Origin of the sequence: Thalassotalea crassostreae (genome assembly GCF_001831495.1) — a bacterium.
In the GTDB taxonomy this organism is placed as follows: Bacteria; Pseudomonadota; Gammaproteobacteria; order Enterobacterales; family Alteromonadaceae; genus Thalassotalea_A; species Thalassotalea_A crassostreae.
Map to the genome: position 1 here is coordinate 1,512,719 of NZ_CP017689.1, position 21,220 is coordinate 1,533,938.

The 21,220-nt window shown below is 38.4% G+C and carries 17 protein-coding genes; 6 read left to right on the forward strand and 11 right to left on the reverse strand.

Going from position 1 to position 21,220, the window contains the following annotated elements; translation table 11 throughout:
- Position 1: 1 nt before the first annotated feature.
- On the reverse strand, positions 2–574 hold the full coding sequence (locus LT090_RS06600) for a septation protein A (protein ID WP_068545148.1): 573 nt from the start codon (positions 572–574) through the stop codon (positions 2–4).
- Between the two features lie 167 nt (positions 575–741).
- Positions 742–1,374: a sulfotransferase gene (locus LT090_RS06605; protein ID WP_068545149.1), complete on the reverse strand. Its 633-nt coding sequence runs from the start codon at positions 1,372–1,374 to the stop codon at positions 742–744.
- A gap of 150 nt (positions 1,375–1,524) precedes the next feature.
- Here LT090_RS06605 and LT090_RS06610 point away from each other — a divergent pair, with 150 nt between their 5' ends.
- The 3 genes from LT090_RS06610 to LT090_RS06620 all read left to right on the forward strand — a co-directional run bounded on the left by LT090_RS06610 (position 1,525) and on the right by LT090_RS06620 (position 4,690).
- On the forward strand, positions 1,525–1,869 hold the full coding sequence (locus LT090_RS06610) for a rhodanese-like domain-containing protein (RefSeq protein ID WP_068545150.1): 345 nt from the start codon (positions 1,525–1,527) through the stop codon (positions 1,867–1,869).
- A 267-nt stretch (positions 1,870–2,136) separates the two neighbouring features.
- On the forward strand, positions 2,137–2,733 hold the full coding sequence (locus LT090_RS06615; protein ID WP_068545151.1) for a LemA family protein: 597 nt from the start codon (positions 2,137–2,139) through the stop codon (positions 2,731–2,733).
- 43 nt (positions 2,734–2,776) lie between these two features.
- Complete coding sequence (locus LT090_RS06620; protein WP_068545152.1) at positions 2,777–4,690, forward strand: M48 family metallopeptidase; 1,914 nt, start codon at positions 2,777–2,779, stop codon at positions 4,688–4,690.
- A 79-nt stretch (positions 4,691–4,769) separates the two neighbouring features.
- On the opposite strand, the gene LT090_RS06625 is transcribed toward LT090_RS06620, so the two are convergent.
- From LT090_RS06625 to fucP, 9 genes are all read right to left on the reverse strand, one after another.
- Complete coding sequence (locus LT090_RS06625) at positions 4,770–5,123, reverse strand: L-rhamnose mutarotase (RefSeq protein ID WP_068545153.1); 354 nt, start codon at positions 5,121–5,123, stop codon at positions 4,770–4,772.
- Between the two features lie 92 nt (positions 5,124–5,215).
- Positions 5,216–6,172: a sugar kinase gene (locus tag LT090_RS06630; RefSeq protein WP_068545154.1), complete on the reverse strand. Its 957-nt coding sequence runs from the start codon at positions 6,170–6,172 to the stop codon at positions 5,216–5,218.
- Positions 6,169–6,819 carry a bifunctional 4-hydroxy-2-oxoglutarate aldolase/2-dehydro-3-deoxy-phosphogluconate aldolase gene (eda, locus tag LT090_RS06635; protein ID WP_068545155.1) on the reverse strand — a complete coding sequence of 217 codons (651 nt, stop codon included), beginning with the start codon at positions 6,817–6,819 and terminating at the stop codon, positions 6,169–6,171. Before eda ends, LT090_RS06630 begins: the two co-directional genes overlap by 4 nt.
- Positions 6,813–8,285, reverse strand: coding sequence for a mannitol dehydrogenase family protein (locus LT090_RS06640; protein WP_068545156.1), 1,473 nt, complete (start codon positions 8,283–8,285; stop codon positions 6,813–6,815). The genes eda and LT090_RS06640 overlap by 7 nt, the downstream gene beginning before the upstream one ends.
- A gap of 19 nt (positions 8,286–8,304) precedes the next feature.
- Positions 8,305–9,819 carry a UxaA family hydrolase gene (locus LT090_RS06645; protein ID WP_068545157.1) on the reverse strand — a complete coding sequence of 505 codons (1,515 nt, stop codon included), beginning with the start codon at positions 9,817–9,819 and terminating at the stop codon, positions 8,305–8,307.
- A 78-nt stretch (positions 9,820–9,897) separates the two neighbouring features.
- Positions 9,898–10,728, reverse strand: a complete 831-nt coding sequence (locus tag LT090_RS06650) for an amidohydrolase family protein (protein WP_068545158.1) — start codon at positions 10,726–10,728, stop codon at positions 9,898–9,900.
- A gap of 27 nt (positions 10,729–10,755) precedes the next feature.
- Positions 10,756–11,769 (reverse strand): zinc-binding alcohol dehydrogenase family protein, encoded by a 1,014-nt coding sequence (locus LT090_RS06655; protein ID WP_068545159.1) that lies wholly within the window; start codon positions 11,767–11,769, stop codon positions 10,756–10,758.
- Between the two features lie 348 nt (positions 11,770–12,117).
- Positions 12,118–13,662, reverse strand: a complete 1,545-nt coding sequence (locus tag LT090_RS06660; RefSeq protein WP_068545160.1) for a sulfatase family protein — start codon at positions 13,660–13,662, stop codon at positions 12,118–12,120.
- A gap of 251 nt (positions 13,663–13,913) precedes the next feature.
- Positions 13,914–15,332 carry an L-fucose:H+ symporter permease gene (fucP, locus tag LT090_RS06665; RefSeq protein ID WP_068545161.1) on the reverse strand — a complete coding sequence of 473 codons (1,419 nt, stop codon included), beginning with the start codon at positions 15,330–15,332 and terminating at the stop codon, positions 13,914–13,916.
- 497 nt (positions 15,333–15,829) lie between these two features.
- Here fucP and LT090_RS06670 point away from each other — a divergent pair, with 497 nt between their 5' ends.
- Genes LT090_RS06670 through LT090_RS06680 form a run of 3 tightly spaced genes read left to right on the forward strand, consistent with a single transcriptional unit; the run spans position 15,830 to position 21,201 of the window.
- The gene (locus tag LT090_RS06670) at positions 15,830–17,332 is read left to right on the forward strand and encodes a sulfatase family protein (protein WP_068545162.1); all 1,503 of its coding nucleotides are present in this window, start codon (positions 15,830–15,832) and stop codon (positions 17,330–17,332) included.
- Between the two features lie 23 nt (positions 17,333–17,355).
- Positions 17,356–18,987, forward strand: coding sequence for a sulfatase family protein (locus tag LT090_RS06675; RefSeq protein WP_226996528.1), 1,632 nt, complete (start codon positions 17,356–17,358; stop codon positions 18,985–18,987).
- A gap of 30 nt (positions 18,988–19,017) precedes the next feature.
- Positions 19,018–21,201 carry a hypothetical protein gene (locus LT090_RS06680; RefSeq protein WP_068545163.1) on the forward strand — a complete coding sequence of 728 codons (2,184 nt, stop codon included), beginning with the start codon at positions 19,018–19,020 and terminating at the stop codon, positions 21,199–21,201.
- Positions 21,202–21,220: the final 19 nt, after the last annotated feature.

Sequence of the window (21,220 nt, forward strand, 5' to 3'; positions counted from 1 at the left end):
ATTACTCTTTATTTTCTGTTTTATCTTCAACAACTTGCGGTTCATCGTCTTTAGGCATGTATTTGAATAATGGGATCATTGAAATTATCGCAAAAACAAACATCGCTATGGTTAAACCGAAAACTTTATAATTGACCCAGACATCTTGGGAGAAGCTAAAAGCAACATAGACATTCGATACCGCACAAGCAATGAAGAATAACACCCACATAATGTTCACTTTATCCCAAGCTGCAGACGGGGCTTTAAGTTGTTCGCCTAACATCTTCTCAAGAAGGTTTTTCTTTAACACATAACGGCTGAACAAAAGACCTGCAGCGAAGAAGCCGTAGATCACAGTTACTTTCCATTTTATAAAAGCGTCATTGTGGAAAAATATCGTCATGCCGCCAAATACAGAAACCATACCTAACACTATCCACTGTTGCTTTGAGACAGTTTTCTTTTGAAATTTCAATATTGCTATTTGTATAAATGAAGCAACGATCAATGCGCCGGTAGCAACAAAAACATCAAACATTTTGTAAAAAACAAAAAAGATGATTAAAGGAATGAACTCGAAAAATGCAGCCATAAAAGGGTAAATCCTAGGTATTTAAATAAAAATATCATTCTACCCAATGATGATTTTAGTTGCTAGTGAATAGCGCAGTGTTGTGTAATAAATTATTTCCCTTAGTATAAATTCGATTTAACACAGCAATTAACCAGGAAAACAACAAATAGCAAAACAGTAAGCCATTAATTACTGTACAGATCTTTATCAATACGCCCTTTGCGGGTCGAATCAATTTTATTGGTACTTTTAATATCGTTCCAGGCGGTAACTTTGCCGGCGATATTTATTTTTTCGAAAGAGCCATGTTCAATATCATTATCAATGGATAAAAACTTTAACAAGCGTTGGTAGCTATCACTTCGGCTAACATCAATGCTCAAAAGTTTTTCGGGCCTGTCTTTAAAGTGCTCCAATGCGGCTTGTTGATGATGTTGATAAGACAAGGTTAGAAACTGGTCACAGTTAATATTTTCAATAGTAAATGGTGCAAATGTTTCGGTAAAGCAGCGTTTTATAATCGGATTAAAACCACCGTCTTGGCGAAGTACATTGTGCTGCATTCGATTTAATAACTGTTTTATTGACGGTAACCAATTAATAAGATCTCGTTGCAAGTAGATAAATTTTGCATCTGGATATCGCTTGTCGAGTAAAGGGTAATCATTAAATATTGGTGTATCTGCAATGACTTGCGCATCCTGTAAACACTGCTTGGTATAACAGGTATGTGCGACTTTAAAGCCTAGGTTTAGAAGTGCTAAACAGCAGCTTGTTGTCGCCGTTCTTGGTAGGCCAATGATGAATATTTTACTCATGGTACACAAATGCTGATAAATCATAATAGTAGCGTAATGCTAGCATGTTTAGCGCTTTAAATTGTTTAAAATAAATTATATTTTTGAATTTACATCCAAGGTCTTCATACATAAAATAGCCATAATTGAAAACGTTATAGAGCCAATCACATGCTAAAAACTATGCCAGAGCTAATCAAAGAAGTATCCACCACAGTACGCCGTATTAGTGCAGAACAAGCTGCAGCAGAAATGCCGCCAAAAAATGCTTTGTTCATTGACGTTCGAGAGCCTGGTGAACATCAAAAATTAGCCGCGGAAGGTAGCATTAATATTCCGCGAGGGATCTTAGAAGGGAAAATTCTTGAACTTGAAAAAGACGCAACCCGAGCGATTTATGTGCACTGTGCTGCTGGCGTTCGAGCAACCCTAGCGGCAGAGCAACTTCAGCGATTAGGTTATGAAAATGTTACCGCAATTTCGTGTAAATTTGACGCAATAAAAGCTGTGTTCTAGCTAACTACCCAAAACTATCATATATTCTATCTGCATCGCGATTATTTAAGGGCCGAATAGACTCGGTCCTTAGTGAACCATTCTGTGGCAACTATATTTTCCTTGCCGTGTTATTTAATTACCGCTAAGTTATTAACTTATCTATCAAAGATTACTTATTTTAAGTCAGTAATTTAATCCAATAGGTTAAATAGGCAGTTTAATTCGCTAGCTTAGCGCACCAGACTGTTGAATTTCATTGCTGATGACACAGAAAAGGGAAATATTGTGAATTTAACTAGTATTGTTTTATCAATTTTAATTGTCGTTGCCGTATTTTATGTGATCGGTATTTTTAATCAGCTTGTGGCTTTGAAAAATCGATATAAAAATGCCTTTGCGCAAATTGAAGTTCAACTAAAGCGTCGCTATGACCTTATTCCTAATCTAGTTGAAACTGCGAAAGCATACATGAAGCATGAAAGCGAAACTCTTGAAGCGGTTATCGCTGCAAGAAACAGTGCAGCAAAGGGGTTAGCTGCTGCCGCTGCACAACCAGGAAATGCTAGTGCTATGCAAGGCCTTATGGGGGCAGAAGGTGCTCTTATGGGCGCCATGGATAAGTTAAATGTGGTCATGGAAGCTTATCCTGATTTAAAGGCGAATGAAAACATGATGCAAGTTAATGAAGAGTTAATTAGTACTGAAAATAAAGTTGGTTTTGCTCGTCAGGCATTTAATGATCAAGTGATGGCGTACAATACTTATAAGCAAAGTTTTCCACAAAACTTTTTTGCCACTAGCTTTGGCCATAAGTTTAATGCAAGCTTGTTAGAGTTTGCCGATAGTGCTGAGATCCAAGCCGCACCAAAAGTATCTTTTTAAACAAAAGTTTAACTAGATAATAATTCAATAGTAATCATTCGTTATGGATTTCTTTCAAGCTCAGCAAGATGCAAGGCGCAGCACTAAACGTATCGTGCTGATGTTTGTTCTAGCTGTTACCAGTCTTATTGTGATGACAAACATATTAGTCATGTTTGTATTTGGTTATTTCGCCGCTGATGATACCGTCAACAATATAGTTGAAGTTCCTGCATTTGATTGGCAATTATTTATCTTTATCGCAGTATGTGTCTGCGTAGTTGTCTTTGCCGGTTCAATATATAAAACCATGTCATTAGGTGGTGGTGGTAAAGCGGTAGCTGAAGCATTAGGTGGACGTCTAGTTAACCAACAGGCAAAAGATCTTGATGAACGTAAGTTATTGAATGTAGTAGAAGAAATGGCCATAGCCTCGGGTTGTCCTGTTCCTCAGGTATATATCCTTGATCAAGAATTTGAAATTAATGCCTTTGCCGCGGGATTTAAGAACTCAGATGCGGTAATTGGTGTTACCCTAGGCTGCATTGAACAATTAGACAGAGACGAACTACAAGGTGTAATTGCTCACGAGTTTAGTCATGTACTTAATGGTGATATGAGATTAAATATGCGTTTGTTAGGCATATTGCATGGCATATTGGTGATAGGTTACATCGGTTATTACATTTTAAGAACGGTACGCGGAAATAGTAAAAATACAGGGCCTATTTTAGCGTTAGGCGCAGGACTAGTGGCTATAGGTTTTGGCGGTAATTTCTTTGGCAATATGATCAAATCTTCTGTATCTCGTCAAAGAGAGTATCTAGCAGATGCATCTGCGGTGCAATTTACCCGCTCAAAAGAGGGCATTGCCAATGCTCTAAACAAAATATCTAATGTTGGTTCAAATCTAGAAAGTCCAGTTGCACCGCAAATGAGCCATGCTTATTTTAGTACCGGCGTAAGCTCATTTGTCGAGTCAATGTTTGCAACTCATCCACCGATAGAAAAGCGCATTAAAGCAATATCACCGTATTATTTTATTAAAGAAAAGATAGAAAAATCGAAAGCTAAAGACGAAAAACAACAGCAACAAAGTGCAAAGTCAAGGCCGATACAGGAGCAACATGACGCAGCAAATATTATTACCTCTGCGGTGATAGCGGCGCAAGTATTGAAAAATATCGGTAACGTTGACGATCAACAATTGGCGACCGCTAAACAGATTATCAGTGAGTTTCCTGAAGATGTTTTCACTGCAATACACGATATTACAGGTGCAAGAGCATTCATTTATTGCTTACTGTTAGATGATGATGAAATTGTGTTAAACCGTCAATTGCGCCGTATAAAAGAATTTGGTGATAAGGATATGATAGATCATGTTCTTGCCTTGCGGGAAAGCGTTAATAGCTTAGAAGTGAGGCACCGCTTACCGTTAATTGATATTGCCATTCCAACTTTAAAACAATTGTCTCAAGGTCATTTCGAATTGTTCGAAGTGAATATGGAACAGCTCATCGATGCCGACGGTAAATGGGACTTATTTGAATGGATATTACAAAAGCTGATGGTGAAACACGTTGCCAGTCATTATCAAAAAACACACCACAAAAGACAACGTCAAGCTAGGCTTAGTCAATGCCAACAAGAGCTCGGCGTTCTATTTGGTTTTTTATTGCAACATGGAAACCGCAGTGAAGAGCAAATAACTTTCCTTAAACCGGTTTTAACCAAAGAAACAGGTGTCGCCAATATAGAGTTTCCGGATGGCAAAAGCTTAAAAGTTGAGTATTTAGAAGTGGCGTTAAATCGATTGGCGAATATTGCGATTAATGACAAGCCTAAATTAATCCGTGCTTGCCTTTGTATCATTACTGTAGATAAGATATTTTCGGTAAAAGAAATGGAGTTGTTACGAGCGATTTGTGATGTGATTGATTGTCCTGTACCACCACATTTAAATGGCATGCAATAAGCCAGATTTAAAGTTGATAGCAAAGAGCTAACTGATATTTAAGCTAGCTCCTTTGATAATTAACATTATCTATCTAGAGTTAAGGCTGATCAGTTAATTTGAAAATCTGTTCCATTTCTAACCATTTTTCACCGTCTTTAGCCCATGGTAGTGCCTGTTGAAATTGCCACATTAATGTTTCCCACTTTTGTACTTCAGGGCATGCAGCATCGGCATTAGCTTTCGCAGCGGCATCGAATGAATCATCCACTTCCATGATCATAAACAAACGGTTTTCGATTAAATAGATTTCCATTTCAACAATGCCAGCATCACGGATACTTTTAGCGACAGCAGGAAAACCATTGCCCGGTTTATGGTAGTGCTTATATTGCGCTATCAATTCAGGGTTGTTTTTTAAATCGGTGGCTAAGCAGTGTCGTGTTGTTGTCATTATTATAAACTCTTATTTTAAGCTCTTGTTTTTAAATTTCTGATCAGTGCCAGCACCAAGGCTAACGGCTGACTTTTTTGCGGTGTTAATTGCTACATTGGGTAATCAAGTAATTGCTGATTAAATGCGTCATTATCAACAATAGCGCCTTTATGCTGAATCACACAAGCTGACACTTTAGCAGCAAACTTAGCTGCTTGTATGGCATGCTTACCTGATAGTCTTGCACTTAAATAACCACCGTTAAACGCATCTCCAGCTGACGTGGTATCAACAACATGCTTTACCGGTTCAACGTCGATGTAACTGCGTTTGCCTAATTCGCTAATTAACATACCTTTTGAACCATTTTTAATGACGATTTCAGCAATGTTATATTGTTCTAATTGACTTGCTACATCTTCTGGGCAGCTAGCATTATAAAGCGCCATATGGTCATCAACACCAGGCAACGCAATATCGGCAAGTTTAAATGCTCTATCGTAAGCATCTTTAGTTTCATCAATACTATCCCAAAGAGCAGGGCGGTAGTTCGGATCAAAGACAATTCTGCTGCCATTTGCCTTTAAGTTACTCATAAACTGCCACAGCTTTTCTCTATCTTTAGCCGACAAAATAGCAATTGAAATTCCAGATAAGAAAAACAAGTCAGTGTTGGCGCTTTTTGCGTAGGTGTTGTCATCTACAAAGCTCATCACTTGCTTTGCCGCTGAGGCGTTACGCCAATAGCTAAAGCTGCGTTCGCCTTCTGCGTCGACGTTAATCAAATATAGGCCCATTTGCGCACTAGATGAACGAAAAACTAAACTAGTATCAAGGGATTCTTGTGACATCATAGCTAACAATTCATTACTGTTTTCATCATTGCCAATTGCTGTTAAAAATTTTACCTTAGCCTGATCTTTGATACAGCGTTTTATGTAAATACCGGTATTAAATACATCGCCAGCAAAGCTCTTTTTATACAATTCTGATTTGTCTGGACTATTAGTGTTGGCTGCACGGCCGAATTCAATCATGCATTCGCCCATTACGATGATGTTACTCATGCACATTTATCCAGTTTACTGATTAAGTTAATCGCTTGCGTACTTAATTGCGTGATCCCTTGCCAATCTTTTATAGCGATAAGATCTTTTGGTACCATCCAAGAGCCGCCGACAGCAAAGATACTTTTAACTGCAAAGTATTCTGCAACGTTATGAGGCCCTACACCGCCGGTAGGGCAAAATTTTACATTACTAAATACGCTCGACAATGCTTTGATTGTACTTGCACCACCGTACTGTTGCGCAGGGAAGAACTTTACTTCATTGATCCCTAATTCAAGTGCTTGGGTAATTTCAGACGGTGTAACAACACCTGGCAGCATCGGTAAACCAGTATCCAACATTGCAGTGCTTAAGGTTTTAGTAAACGAAGGACTCACTAAAAATTTAGCACCAGCATTTACTGCATCCTTAACTTGCTGAGGTGTCGTTAATGTACCTACGCCCACATTCATTTCGGGCACTTGCTCACTTACTGCTGTGATACAGTCAAAAGCAACGTCTGAACGTAATACAATTTCAGCACTGGTTATACCGCCATTGTATAGTGCTCGACTAACGTTGATCGCATCATCCGTACTCTCCATGTGCAATACCGGAAGAATAGGGCTGTTCTTTACTAATTGTGAAAAACTTGGCTTTAACATAATTTCTCCACAATTGAGTTTATATTGCTAACTTCACCTACTCGTAATGTTTGTAAGCTGCTTGCTAATTGACGTTTCAATTGCTTATTGTTTTTTAATGATTCACCAAATACTGATTCAATGCTTAAAAATGCATCAACAACGTCATTAGTATCATCATTTAGTAACTCAGGCATGCTAGCGAACGTAGCTGCAAGTGGGTCAACGATTTCTCTACCCTCTTTAAGGGCTCGACAAATAAATTCAAACCAACAAGCAAGTGATAACGATAAAAGCTTAGTTGAACGGCCTAAAGCTAGGTTATCTTCAATAATTGGCAATATTCTCATTTGAACCTTCTGTGAACCATCCCAAGCAATTTGTGCTAACAAATGACGAATTTCAGGATTTAGAAAACGTTCAATGATTTCATTACTGTACTTTTCAACATCTAACTCTTTAGGTGGTAAAAAAGAGCCAATAACTTCATCTTTCGCTAGTTTGCAAATAAATTCATAAAATGCGTCATCACTAGTCACTTCAAATACAGTTTCAAAACCTGCTAGTGAACCAGCGTACGCTAAAGTTGAATGTAAGCAATTTAACAGTCGTAATTTTGCTTTTTCAAAACCGTCTACATCAGACGTAAATATCACTCCAACTTTGTCCCAATCTGGGCGAGGGCCTGTCCAGTTATCTTCAATAACCCACTGTGTAAATTGCTCTCGTTGAATAGGCCATTCATCTTTAGCACCAATGCTTTCAGAAACCGCTGCTACGGTATAGTCTTCAGTTTTAGGTGTAATGCTATCAACCATAGCATTAGGAAACGCAACATTAACCGTTATCCAGGCTGCAAGCTCTTCGTCAAATTGCATGGCATAATCAATAACTGCTTGACGTAATTTATCGCCATTACCTGAGACGTTATCACAGCTTAATACGTTAAAAGGTGCGATATTATTAATGTGCCTTTGACCAAGAGCTTGAACGATATAGCCGATAGCACTTACTGGGGTGCTTCGGTTTTTTAAGTCGCGGCTAATATCTTGGTGAGTTAAATCAAGACGCCCATCTGCGTCCAAGCAATAACCTTTTTCAGTGATTGTTAACGTTACTAATTTTGTGGTTGCTGCGCTGAGACGTTCCATTACTTGCTGAGTTTGCTCGCTAGCAACTAGAACTTCTTTAATTGCCCCGATAACTTGATAATTAATCTGCTTATCTAGGATTGCCAATGTGTATAGGTTGTCTTGTTCTGCTAAAACGTCGCGAGCCGTTGCGCTGCGTAATGAAACACCACAAATACCCCAGTCACCGCCGCTTAAGTTCATTGCATCTTCTGTATAGACTGCTTGATGGGCGCGGTGAAAAGCTCCTGGCCCTAGGTGAACAATACCAATCTCAGTCTGCTCTCGATTGTATGAAGGTATTTTTATTGTTGAATTTTCGCCAACAGATTTTATAGTTTGATTTGATAGTTTCATAATTACTTATGCATTACCGTTAAAGGGTAACACCGCCTTTCCAAATTGAAATTTCTTTAAATTGATTTGTCTCGTTTTTTGTCTCTTTGCCCGATGCGATTTCTAGCAATAACTCAAAGAACTCTTCAATGCATTCATCTTGAGTTTTATCGAGGCGAAGCAACTGGCCGGCGTCGTAATCTATCCAATGCTTTTTACGAGTTGCCAAATTGCTATTTGAAGCAATCTTTACTGTTGGTACCGGCACACCTAACGGCGTACCTCTACCTGTGGTAAATAACACCATGTTGGCGCCGCTAGCTGCTAGAGCCGTACAAGATACTGCATCATTGCCTGGTCCTTGCAATAAAGTGATACCATTTTTTGCAACGGCTTGTTCGCCATATTCAATTACATCTTGGACAGGGGCGTTGCCTCCTTTTTGAATAGCGCCAAGAGACTTATCTTCTAACGTTGTTAAACCACCCGCTTTATTACCGGGTGATGGGTTTTCATATACTGGTTGATTATTATCAACAAAATATTGTTTAAAGCCGTCGACTAAATTAACGATTTTATCAAAAACGTCTTTATTGACTGCGTTGTTCATTAATACTTGCTCGGCACCGAACATTTCAGGGGTTTCAGTCAAAATAACCGTTGCGCCATAAGCAGCCATCTTTTCACTGATTCGACCGAGTAGTGGGTTAGCTGTCAAACCACTTAATCCATCTGAACCACCACACTTCATTGCCACTGTTAGCTGAGACACAGGACAAGAGACGCGTTTGTCTTTCTCCATTTTAGCAAGTAGTTTTTCAATATGTGCCATACCTTCTACTTCTTCATCGTCAACTTGCTGGGCATTAAAGTATGAAATTCTATCGCTCATATTTTTGGGCAGGCTATCGATTAGTGCAGAGAGTTGATTATTTTCACAACCTAAACCTAGAAACAATACGGCTCCGGCATTCGGGTTTGCCGATAGAGAGGCTAGCAACTGTTTGGTTTGCGCCAAATCATCGCCCAGTTGTGAACATCCAAAAGGGTGTGTTACGGCTAAAAAATCATCTGCCTTGTCGCTGTATTTTAATTTACATTGACGAACCAAAGATTGGGCTAGGTGGTTAACACAACCTACGCTGTTTATGATCCATAATTCATTACGAATACCGACTAGACCATTGGCTCGCGGGTAACCCATAAATGTTGGCATGTCATTACTTATTCGCGCAGTTTTATTTTCGGTCGGCTGATAAGAGAACTGATCTTCATCACTCAATAGCGTTTTAAGGTTATGACTATGAACCCAGTCACCCGCTTTGATTTCACTGGTGGTATGGCCAATCGAATAACCGTATTTAAATACCTGCTGGCCTTTCTTTAAAGTGCATAAGGATATTTTATGACCGCGTGAAATATCTTCAGTCAAAGTAACGTCAACATTGTTTATTGAAATGGTTTTGCCTTTAGGAAGATCTTCTATGGCAACAGCAACAGTATCATTGCTATGAACTTGAATATAACTTCTTACAGGTGGCTGCTCTAACGTCATACCGTATTCTCTCTACATCTATCGGCCGATGGCCGAAATAGTCAATATAGTTAAGGTTAGATATTGACTATAGGTTATTTATATCTGATAAAAACGACCGGCATTGTTGCCAAAGATGTCGTCTTTTGCTTGTGGGGCATTGTCATTAATGAAATCAAGTACAAGCTGCTTTATGGTTTGATATTCGCCAGCAACTAAACATACCGGCCAATCTGAGCCAAACATCACTCTTTTTTCACCGAATAACTCTAAAACAGTTCGCATATAAGGCTGTAGATCTTCAGTGCTCCAATGTTGCCAATCCGCTTCCGTCACCATGCCCGATAATTTACAAAATACTTTAGGGTTTTGCGCCAAAGTGTTCATATTTTGCTGCCATTGTTCAAATTTATCACCAGTTTTAATATTTGGTTTGGCAATATGGTCAATCACCACATGTAAACTAGGTACGTTCGCTAGCATTTCTATTGCTGCCGGCAACTGGTGGGCAAAAATTAATAGATCGTAGCGATAACCTTTATCTGCAAGTGTTTGTAAACCTTTAATAAAATCTGGGTTGCGCATAAAGTCAGGATCAGTTTCGCCTTGTATAACATGACGAAAACCGACCAACTTTTGTTGTTCAGTAAAGCAACTTAATTGCTCCTGGAGATCTGGGCTTTTTAAATCTATCCAACCAACTACACCTCTAATAAGGTCCGTTTGCTTGGCTAAACTTAATAACCAATTTGTTTCTTCTAAAGTCTGACGCGCTTGTACGGCGATACTTCCGCTAAAACCATTTTGACTCAAAGTTTGTTTAAGTTCTGAAAGTTGAAAATCGGTTTTAAGGACTTTCATTGAGTCATCAATCCAATCATACTCGATTGGATCAAAGGCCCATAAATGGTGATGCGCGTCGATATACATAGTTATTTACTATTCTTGTTTTATTGCTTAACCCAGTTCAATAACTGCTTTTACAACACCTGTTTGTGGTTTTATCCATTCAGGGAATATCGTCGGAAATTCGCTAAAATCAGTCTTATGGGTAACCATAGCTGTAGATCTTACGCTGCCATTAGCTAAGCACGCTACAACATGTTCAAAATCTTGTTTAGTGGCATTTCGACTACCTTTTAACGTTGTTTCGCGCTTATGAAACTCCGGGTCATTAAAAGTAATGTCAGCTTTAATGATGCTAACAAATACAATTGTTCCGCCGTGTGCTAACCAACCAAAAGATGACTGCATTGCACCTTTGTTACCTGTACAATCAATAATTACGGTAGGGAAGTCGCCGTTTGTTAAAGCATCAAGTTGCGCAGAAACATCACCTTTGCAGTCTACGGTTGCATCAATATCTAGCTCACGCTCGGCAAAGCTTAATCTGTCTTCGTTAACATCGGCTAAAATTGTTTTAGCACCTGCGACTTTAGCAAATTGCGCAGCACCTAAACCAATAGGGCCTGCGCCAAGAACCATAACAGTATCGTCTTTAGTGATATCACCACGACGCACTGCATGAGCGCCAATCGCTAAACACTCAACAACAGCAAGTTGGTCAAAAGGGACGCCTTCAGTAACGACAACGTGTGATGCAGGAAGACATAGGTATTCACACATTCCGCCATCTCTATGAACACCAATTACTTCAATATTGGTACAACAATTGGTCTTGCCTTTTTTACATGCGACACATTCGCCACATTCTAAATAAGGAATAACATAGGCAGATTTCCCTACAGGTAAGTCAACACCTTCGCCAACCGCTTCAATTTCACCTGAAAGCTCATGACCTAGAATTCTAGGGTATGTAAAAAATGGCTGGCTACCACCAAACGCATGAATATCTGTGCCACATACCCCGATAGCTCTAATTTTAAGCAATACTTCACCAGCTTTAGCTTGCGGTTTATCGCTTTCTAAAAATTTTAATTCGCCGGGTTGTTGGCATACGATTGATTTCATAATACTTATTAATCCAATTTATTGTTTACAGCTGTCAATCCATTTAAATATATATAAAGATATCTAAAATGTACATAAACTATAATGTACACCTTTGGTTGCGCTTTGAAAAGAACTATTTGTGGTTTTTATAAAAAATCTACAAGTTCTTAAGGTTAAATCTTTAATAAACAGCTGTGTTATTATCTTCAACTTTAATAATATTTAATAAAATCAATTAATTAAGTTGATTTTCTGTTTCACTAGCTATGACGCATTAATGATTAAAGGCTACGTGTTTACCCCACCATATATACGGTTGGGAAAGGGGTAAACACATAGAAAGCTCTTCAATAGTTGATTTACAAACTAATGATCAGTAAAAACAGTTTGTTTTATACCGATGTGGTCTTTTTGAAAGCCTGCTCTTACTTTACCGGTGAAAGGCTGATAGCTATTTTCCGGATCATCGTTTGTTAACGTGTCGCCAACTTCAATTTTTAGCTCTTCTAATTTAGCGGTTAATTGCTTAATGATTTCATCACTGCCTTCTTGCTCTGATATATCATTCATTTCCCAAGGGTCATTTTTTAAATCAAAAAGCACATTTCGTTTTAAAAGAGGGTAGTAAACTAGCTTGTATCGATTTGAGCGCGCCATTCGTTGAAAATGGCGATAGCTGCCGTAGATATAATCGTTCATCACTTCCTTTTCGCCACGAATAATTGGCAAAATGCTTGGTCCTTGAACTGATTCTGGTACTTCGATACCTGCAAGTTCTGCAGTTGTTGCAAATATACTATTTAAATAGAACATGCCTTTTGCTTGGCTGTTAGCTGGAATACCTTTACCTGTCATAATAAACGGCGCACGAATACTATGATCATAAACACTTTGTTTGCCAGCTAATCCATGTTTACCAACTGCAAGACCATGATCTGAAGTAAAAATAATATAAGTATTATCTGCATATGGTGAAGCGTCTAAAGTATCAAGTATACGGCCAATCTGATGATCCATATGCTCAATCATTGCATAGTATTCACCAATAAACTCTTTGGTTTGTTTTTCGGTGCGTGGAAAAGTCATTAGCGCTTCATCGCGAATATTGTAGTCGCCTGCGTCGATTTCAGGCATCGGCACGAAGTTTGGTGGTAAAGCAATATTCTCAGCAGGATACTTGTCTACATAGGACTGCGGAGATTGTCGAGGATCGTGCGGTGCGGTAAACGCAACATACATCATAAACGGCTTTTTATTTCTTTCGCCTTTATTATCAATATAGTCGATAGCAGCGTCAGCAAATGCTTCACTTGTGTGTTGATTTACCTGTTTAGTTTTCCATTTTATTTGTTCACCAAAGTCAGTCAACCATGGTTTCCATTGCCCGCCTTTGTTAAGATGCGGCATACCTTTTTCATGTACAGCACGACCAATATCAAAGGAGCGCTGCAATGCATCCTCGCCAACATGCCATTTACCGGTAATAAAGGTTTCATAACCAGACTTTCTAAATGTTTCGCCCATTAAAGGGTGAGTTGTTTTATTTGATTTAGGCGAAAACCCAGTAAAATGTAAATTTCTACCTGTGTTGATCATTTGTCTACTCGGCGCGCAAACCGCACCAGACCATGAACCTTGATTAAAAACGTGAGTAAATGCCATTCCTGCATGTGCAAGGCGATCTAAGTTTGGTGTATGAATCGCGTCGTTGCCTAAGGCATTTATTGTATCAATTGATTGGTCGTCGGTAATGATTAATAAAATATTCGGCTGTTTCGTATTATTGTCTGAAACTGGCAAAGATTCTTTTGCCGAGGCTGTTGAAATAGCCGTACAAGCAATAGTGTATGTAACGATTGAAATATTTTTTATTAGTCTTTTTACTAAACTAAATTGAGGATGAATGTTCATAATAAATCTTATCTTTTATCGTTTTTATTTAGAAGAGTGGTTTATTGTAAATAATAATCACTTTAATGCAAGTGAAATTACTGTAAAGGTTGTGTAAGTTTGAAAAAACTATCTTTTTGTCAAAATATTTCGACGTCAATAGCCTTTTTTGAATCCCATTTACTGGCCAATTGGCTTATACATTGTCATTTTCAAAGACAAAAAAACGAGCCTAAATGTTAGGCCCGTTTGTTAGTATATGTTGCAAACCTTTATGTTTTGTGAATTTTATGGGCTCTGTAACCATATATAGCGATTACAACAAAACAAATCATAGGTAAAACAAATGACGTTTGTACCGATGGAATGCCAGCGATGATTGATCCGCCATCTATCATGCTACCCTGTAGAGGCGGCATGAGTGCTCCACCAACAATAGCCATTACTAAACCAGCAGAAGCTAAACTTGCATCATTACCTGTATCTTTTAGGGCGATACCATAGATAGTAGGGAACATTAACGACATACATGCTGATGTAGCCACTAAACAATACAAACCAACCATTCCACCGATAAAGATTGTGCCAAATGATAATATAATTCCGCCGGATGCAAGCAATAACAACAACTGGCCAGGGCGAATAACACCAAGAATAATTGTACAAATAAAGCGACTTGCTAAGAAAATTCCCATCGCGACCATATTATATTGTTGTGCTTCAGCAGCCGATAGACCGACCGAGGTCATGCCGTAATGAATAATAAAAGTCCAAGACATGATTTGTGCACCAACATAAAATGCTTGTGCAATAACGCCTTCTCTATAACGTGCGTTAGCGATAAGACGAGCGAACGTGTCTTTTAATACTTTCACTGTTAATGGCTCATCGTGGGTAATCGTGTTTGGCAATTTACGGAATAAAAAGATGACGAATAACAATGCAACAATAGATGCGATTGCAATATAAGGACCTCGTACGGTGACAAGATCTGCTGCTTGCATCGCTTGATGGGCAATAGGATCTGCAACAGCAAAGTCACTTAACGCTTGTGTAATCTTTCCATCTGCAACCGAAGGTAATAGTTCTTTATATTCTGGATGAGCTAACTTCTCGGCTGCACGAAACTCTTCTACCTTTAATTCACTCAAAATGTAATTAGACGCAACAAACATACCTGCTAATGAACCAATCGGGTTAAAAGCCTGTGCTAAATTTAAACGTTGCGTCGATGTTTCAGGTGAACCCATTGATAAAACATATGGGTTGGCGGTTGTTTCTAATAACGCTAGGCCACAAGTGATAACACACAATGCTAATAAAAAGTAATTAAACTCTGCGGTCATACTTGCCGGTAAAAATAGCAATGCACCGATAGCATACAAAGCTAAACCTAATAAAATACCTGATTTATATGAATAGCGGCGAATAAATATAGCTGCTGGAATAGCCATTATCCCGTAGCCGAGATAAAAGGCGAATTGCACCATTGAACTTTGTGCGTTTGAAATTAAGAAAATATCTTTAAATGCTTTTACTAACGGGTTAGTGATGTCGTTTGCAAAACCCCATAATGGAAAAAGCGCAGCAACCATAATAAAAGGAATAATAAATTCTTTTGCTAAAATCGGTGCCTTTGATTTAGTTGGTTGATTAGCAACCTCAACGTTATCTTTTACTGCTGTTGTCATAGTGACCTCTTTGAACACTGTTTCACTTTAAATTGACTAGTCAAAAATCAATTTGTGAATATTATATTTAAAGTACAAACTACCTGCTGTCGTCGTTGCTGTCAATATTTGACCCTAAATAACTTAAGTAAACGATTATTTATAGAGGTTTGGGATAAACCACTATTTATCTGTTGATGTAAGGAAGTGTTGAAGCTGTTTTACTATTTTTTTAGCAAGAATTCGATAGTCATATGATAGAGTTTATACGTTATTTAGGTCAGTTTTTATGCATGTTTCGTGTTGAATAGTTGTTTTTACTTAGACTGAAAGTCGCTATTCGAGGGGGGGATGTTGGATTTATGATGTAAGCAGCATTGAAGAAATAAAAATCAATGTAGTAAATTGAACTATTGACCCAGGGGAAAACTCATATTAGTATCTAGTGATTAAAATAAATAATAGTCACTTGTTTGATGGTGTGAGCAGGATGATTAGATATAAATTGAGGCCGTTTAATGAATTTCTTAAGATCTCTATACATCACTAAAAATAAAAAGTCTTTAGGCATAATGTCGTTTATATTGCTTTCTATTTTTGTTGTAAGTGCATGTAGTGACGACAAAGTCGCACAACAAAAACCATTAAACATCCTTTTTATATTAACTGATGATCAGGCACCTGATACCGTTTCTGCATTTGGCAACGAACATATAAGCACACCAAACTTGGATGTTTTAGCTAAACAGGGGATGCGCTTTAGTCATGTTTTCAATCAAGGGGCGTGGTCAGGTGCAGTTTGTTTACCTAGTCGTCAAATGATAAATACTGGTCGCCATCTTTATAGAACTGGCCTTGATGCTCGAGGGATTAATGATCCTAGCTATGTTGCCAAGCACGCAACGTTTGGCGAAACATTTAAGAAATCAGGTTACGATACTTTTCAAACGGGAAAATGGCATTTATCCATGGAAGTTTGGAAGCGCAGTTTTACCCATGGCAAAGCGATACATAAAAATGGCATGCCGCGTCATGAAAAAGGTGGACACTGGGATGGCAATTTCACCGACTTTGACGCCTCGAAACCAGCAGATAAAGCATTTACTGATTACAAAGGTGGTAAACATACTAGTGAAGTTGTCGCCGATGCTGCGGTAGATTTCTTAGCCAATCGAAATGACTCTACTAAACCATTTATGATGTATGTTGGTTTTCTTGCGCCACATGACCCATTACATGCTCCCGATGAATATTTAGCAAAATACCCTCGCGATAAAGTGAAGGTCCCTGAAAACTTTTTAAAATATCACCCATTTGACCAAGGTGATTATTATTTACGTGATGAAGTTTTATCCGGTTTTCCAAGGTCTGAAAAAAACATTAAAGCGATGATCAGTAAATACTACGCGATGATCGAACATACTGATGCGCAAATAGGCCGTATATTGGCAGAGCTTGAAGCAAGCGGACAAGCCGATAATACCTTAGTTATATATACGTCTGATCACGGGTTAGCAATGGGGCAACATGGTTTATTAGGCAAGCAAAACCAATATGACCATAGTGTTCGTGCTCCTTTTATTGTTAAAGGTCCTAATATTCCTGTGGGCAAAACTGCTACCGGCATGTTCTATCTAAATAGTGTGTTTCCAACAGCAGCTGAACTAGCTGGTATCGATATTCCTCAAAGTGTCGACGCACCAAGTATTGTACCTCTTATTAATGGCGAAAAAGATACCGCTTTTGATACGGTATATGGCGCTTATCGACATTTTCAGCGAATGCTACGTTCGCAAGACTATAAACTTATCTATTACCCAATGATCAAGCGCACTCAATTATTTGATATGAAGTCCGACCCATTAGAAATGCATGACTTAAGTGCACAGCCAGAACATGCCGAGCGTATTGCCGCTATGATGCTTGATCTTGAAAATTGGAAAACGATTGTAGCAGATCCTCTCGATTTAGATGCTCCTGAAGCAAGCTATGACGACTTTTTGAGATTAACTTGGGACTAATTTGAGGTTTACTTGGAATTAATATGATGAAATTTAATAAAACAATAAAAAGTAAGTTACAAGCAAGCCTTAAAGCTACAGTTATTGCGTCAATAATGTGTGGTTCTGTCATGGCTAATACGGTTAATGCTAAGCAACCTAACATTATCTTTATAATGTCTGATGATCATGCTGCGAACGCGGTATCTAGTTATCAAAGTCGCTTATCTAAAGTTTTTAAAACACCGAATATTGATAGGTTGGCAACCGAAGGGGTAAGATTTAATGGTATGTATGCCAATAATTCTATTTGTACCCCAAGTCGCGCCGCGATATTAACTGGGCAATACAGCCATACCAATGGTGTAAGAACCTTAGCCGATCCACTTGATCGTAAAAAAGATAATGTCGCTAAACAGCTTAAAAATGCAGGTTATCAAACGGCAATTGTCGGTAAGTGGCATTTAAAAACTGAACCTTCAGGTTTTGATTATTACAATGTATTACCCAACCAAGGGGATTACTTTGATCCTAAGTTAAAAGAAATCGGAAAGAAATGGAAAAATGGACAAATGGGTGGGGAAGTTTACCCCGGTTATGTTACTGACGTTATTACCGATTTAAGTATCGATTGGCTAAATGAACGTGAGCAAGATAAACCGTTTATGTTGATGATTCATCATAAAGCGCCACATGGCTTATGGGAGCCGGCTAAACGCCATGAAAACTTCCTTGCCGATGTTCATATTCCAGAGCCTGACAGTTTATATAATCGCGGTAAACATGGCCCAACTGATGCGGTAATTATTGATGGTAAGGCAGGGCAGCAATTTGGCTCTTCTGTTTCTCGCCGCATGGAAGGTCGTGGTTTAGTTACTCGCATGTTAGATGAAACTTGGCCAACCGGTACTCTTAAATTAGACAGTTATGATTGGAACACAGTAGTTTCGGCTGCATATCAAAAATACCTCAAAGAATACCTTCGTACGATTAAAGCGATTGATGAAAACGTTGGACGCGTATTAGATTATTTAGATGCTAATGGTTTAACTGAAGAGACAATCGTTATCTATACATCTGATCAGGGCATGATGCTGGGTGAGCATGATTATTACGATAAACGATGGATATATGAAGAGTCTATTCAAATGCCGTTTTTAGTACGATACCCACAAGCACAATCTACTAAGACTAAAAATGTTGGTAAAACAACAGATGAACTGTTTATGAATTTAGACATTGCACCAACGTTACTCGATGTTGCTGGTATAAAACCACCAAAGAGTATGCAAGGACAAAGCTTTAAATCTGCACTACTTAATCCTGAGCAAGCAAAAGGTAGAGAGGCAATTTATTACCGTTACTGGCTTCATATGACTCACCACTATGTACCTGCGCATTATGGAGTTCGTACCAAAACTCATAAACTATCCTTTTTCTATGGCTTAGCGCTTGACGCTAATGGCGCTATGCCAGCTGCTACGCCGCCATACTGGGAGCTTTATGATTTAGAAAATGACCCTAAAGAAATGACTAATTTGTACCCAGAAAAATCATCTGCTTCACTAAAATCTGAACTTAAAAAAGTACTAAACATGTTAAAACAAGAGGTTGGTGATTCTGACGAAATGTACCCTGAACTTATGGCAGTGAAAGCTGAACACTGGAATAAGTAGATTAGGAATAAGTAAAGTGAATAAAAAATAATGAACCGATTATTTGCAGTTTTTATTAGCGTTAGCCTGTTAACACCGGCTGTTGCTAGTGAGTATTATGTTGCGACGAATGGCGATGATGATAATGATGGTTCTATAGAGCGTCCTTTTAAGCACATTCAATATGCAGCCGATAAGATGCGTGCTGGCGATGTTACCTATATTCGCGGCGGTAACTACTTTGAACAAGTTAAGCTCACCAAATTTAAGGGCAGTAAAGATAAGCCTTATAGCTTTAAAGCCTATCAAGATGAGAAGGTTACGTTTGATGGCACCATAAGCATTAACAACGAATGGCAAAAATATCGTGGCAATATCTACAAAACCAAAATAAAACAACCTATTTGGCAATTGTTTGTTAATGATAAAAGCATGACTTCGGCGCGCTGGCCAAACGGTAATTGGTATGACCGCTCTGTGTGGGATAAGAGTCAGTCAATGATGTGGCCTGAAAAAGGCAAAGGTAAATTTGGTACTCATTATAATAAAGAACTTGCAGAGTTAGATGCTGACTTAACCGGTGCAATTGTCATTGTTAATTCTGGTTCATTCAAAACGTTTCAGAAAAAGATAACCGAACATAAAAAAGGTCAAGATCATTTCACCTATGATACTAAAGGCACCCGAGAGCACTTTAGCTACGAAGGAAAGATTCATCGTCAAGGCTACTTTCTAGAAGGCAGCTTAGCCTTGCTAGATGAAGAGAATGAGTGGTTTTTTGATGTCGATACCAATGAACTGTATTTGTGGGCAGTAAATGGTGTGAATCCAGAGCAGTTAAATGTGCGAGGCAAGGTTCAAAGCTACGCATTAGATATTACTAACTCTCAGTTTATTAATGTACAAGGCATAAACTTTTTCGCTACAACGTTCGATGTTAAACGCAGCTCTTTTATTAATATTGAAGATAGTGAGTTACTGTACCCGTCATATTCAAAACGCATGTTAGGTGATATTTCGGAGATTGATGTCACTAAAATGTTGGTTAAGAAAAAAGATGATATTGCGTACAACCAATTGAAAAATTGTAAAATTGCATATACAGATGGTCCTGCTATTGAAATGAATGGCACCGGAAATTTAGTTGAAAACTGTTACATGCACGATATTGATTACAGCTGTACTTATAAAGGTGGTTACACCTTAAATATGGTTCACGCAAAAGAGTTGGTGTTTCGCAGCAACACTGTCCATACCACGGGGTGCTCGGAATTATTCAAAGCAGGCGTGAGAAATCTAATTGAGTTAAATGATCTTTCTGATTCTGGTCATTTACAAAACGATGGTTCGATGATCCAGTTAAGTGTTCAGCAACAACCTGACGGCATAGTGCGATACAACTGGGTGCACGACAGTGTAAAACAGGGCATTCGTTTTGATAATAAAAACACCCCTAATGCACCCTATGGTCATAACGGTAATGTATATAATAATGTTGCTTGGAGTACTGATAGAATTTACTTTAAAGGCGACAACCACTTTATCTTTAATAACTTAAGCTTTGATAGTCATTTAAATGATTTGATCACCAGTAGTAACAAAGAGATCCAAGGTCATAACCATAAAACCATTACCCGCAATAATATTAGCAATAAATTCTCTGGCCACAGACATAAACCTCGAGTCAAATATCCTGTTCCAGGTATCGTAGATCATAACTGGGATGGCGTGACATTAGGTAAAGATATCCGTTCACAATTAAGAGACCCTGACAATTTAGATTTTCGTCCTAAAGCAGATTCAGATTTGGTAGATGCTGGCGTCATTATTAACAATAAAACACTTCATTATGAAGGCAAAAAACCTGATATTGGCCCTTATGAATTTGGCGCCAAGAGTTATTGGATCCCAGGCTTCCAAGATAAAAAAGCATCAAGGCCAGTGCCTCCGTTAGCTGGTGTAAATGTAAAGTTAGATGCCGATTTAATGTGGTTGAACGCGTATAAAGCGTCTGTTCATCATGTTTATTTCGGTGAAGATAAAAATGCGGTCAACTTAGCAAATACAAAATCAAAGCAGTATCAAGGCGAGTTTAAGCACAATATCTTTACTCCTAAAAACCTTGAAGCTGGCAAGCAATATTATTGGCGAGTAGATGCTATTCGCCAAGGCAAAACGATCAAAGGTGATGTTTGGCAATTTACCGTTGAAGATAAAGAGAATTCAGTTAAATAATAACGAAAATTATAAAAGC

Coding starts and splice junctions, on each gene's coding strand:
- LT090_RS06600 (WP_068545148.1), bottom strand. CDS start 574: ATGGCTGCATTTTTCGAGTTCATTCCTTTAATCATCTTTTTTGTTTTT.
- LT090_RS06630 (WP_068545154.1), bottom strand. CDS start 6,172: ATGAGTAACATCATCGTAATGGGCGAATGCATGATTGAATTCGGCCGT.
- LT090_RS06640 (WP_068545156.1), bottom strand. CDS start 8,285: ATGAAACTATCAAATCAAACTATAAAATCTGTTGGCGAAAATTCAACA.
- LT090_RS06625 (WP_068545153.1), bottom strand. CDS start 5,123: ATGACAACAACACGACACTGCTTAGCCACCGATTTAAAAAACAACCCT.
- eda (WP_068545155.1), bottom strand. CDS start 6,819: ATGTTAAAGCCAAGTTTTTCACAATTAGTAAAGAACAGCCCTATTCTT.
- LT090_RS06675 (WP_226996528.1), top strand. CDS start 17,356: ATGATGAAATTTAATAAAACAATAAAAAGTAAGTTACAAGCAAGCCTT.
- LT090_RS06610 (WP_068545150.1), top strand. CDS start 1,525: ATGCTAAAAACTATGCCAGAGCTAATCAAAGAAGTATCCACCACAGTA.
- LT090_RS06660 (WP_068545160.1), bottom strand. CDS start 13,662: ATGAACATTCATCCTCAATTTAGTTTAGTAAAAAGACTAATAAAAAAT.
- LT090_RS06670 (WP_068545162.1), top strand. CDS start 15,830: ATGAATTTCTTAAGATCTCTATACATCACTAAAAATAAAAAGTCTTTA.
- LT090_RS06650 (WP_068545158.1), bottom strand. CDS start 10,728: ATGTATATCGACGCGCATCACCATTTATGGGCCTTTGATCCAATCGAG.
- fucP (WP_068545161.1), bottom strand. CDS start 15,332: ATGACAACAGCAGTAAAAGATAACGTTGAGGTTGCTAATCAACCAACT.
- LT090_RS06645 (WP_068545157.1), bottom strand. CDS start 9,819: ATGACGTTAGAGCAGCCACCTGTAAGAAGTTATATTCAAGTTCATAGC.
- LT090_RS06620 (WP_068545152.1), top strand. CDS start 2,777: ATGGATTTCTTTCAAGCTCAGCAAGATGCAAGGCGCAGCACTAAACGT.
- LT090_RS06655 (WP_068545159.1), bottom strand. CDS start 11,769: ATGAAATCAATCGTATGCCAACAACCCGGCGAATTAAAATTTTTAGAA.
- LT090_RS06605 (WP_068545149.1), bottom strand. CDS start 1,374: ATGAGTAAAATATTCATCATTGGCCTACCAAGAACGGCGACAACAAGC.
- LT090_RS06680 (WP_068545163.1), top strand. CDS start 19,018: ATGAACCGATTATTTGCAGTTTTTATTAGCGTTAGCCTGTTAACACCG.